At 42.7% G+C, this 452-nt stretch carries 1 pseudogene; it reads right to left on the bottom strand.

Annotation, left to right across the window (positions count from 1 at the left end):
* Positions 1-452: pseudogene (locus tag AB4486_RS23775) on the bottom strand (hypothetical protein); the annotation flags it as partial.

The raw sequence follows: 452 nt of genomic DNA, 5'->3' as shown, positions 1-452 counted from the left end.
GAACGATCCGTTGGAAACGCATCATTGGCATCAGGGTAGATGTCATCTTCTCCGTCCACCGTATCATCATTTAGGTCGGCATTATTACCGATCTCATCACCATCGGAGTCCAGACTTTCATCGGGATCATTCGGAAAGTCATCTAAGTCATTGGGGACGCCGTCATCATCTGTGTCATTAGAAAAATCGACACCCTCTGTCGCACCACCAACATTATCAAATGTCTTATCGCTATCACCTGCAACTTCTTCAATTTTCTTTTTGATTTCATTATTCACAGATGCAGTCACAGAGATAAACTTAGTCCCTTTATCTTCACTTTCAGCAACTTCTTGCAACTCTTGAGGAGATGAAGGCAAAACATTTGAATCAACCAAGTTTTCAGCGGCATAAGCGGCAGCCTCAACACCTGACTCAACAAAATCACCTAAGATTTCATCTTCATCTAAGCC

Origin of the sequence: Vibrio sp. 10N.222.55.C6 (assembly GCF_041473395.1) — a bacterium.
In the GTDB taxonomy this organism is placed as follows: Bacteria; Pseudomonadota; Gammaproteobacteria; order Enterobacterales; family Vibrionaceae; genus Vibrio; species Vibrio crassostreae_C.
The sequence above is the reverse complement of the archived record's forward strand: the minus strand, read 5'-3'. Positions and strand labels throughout refer to the sequence as shown.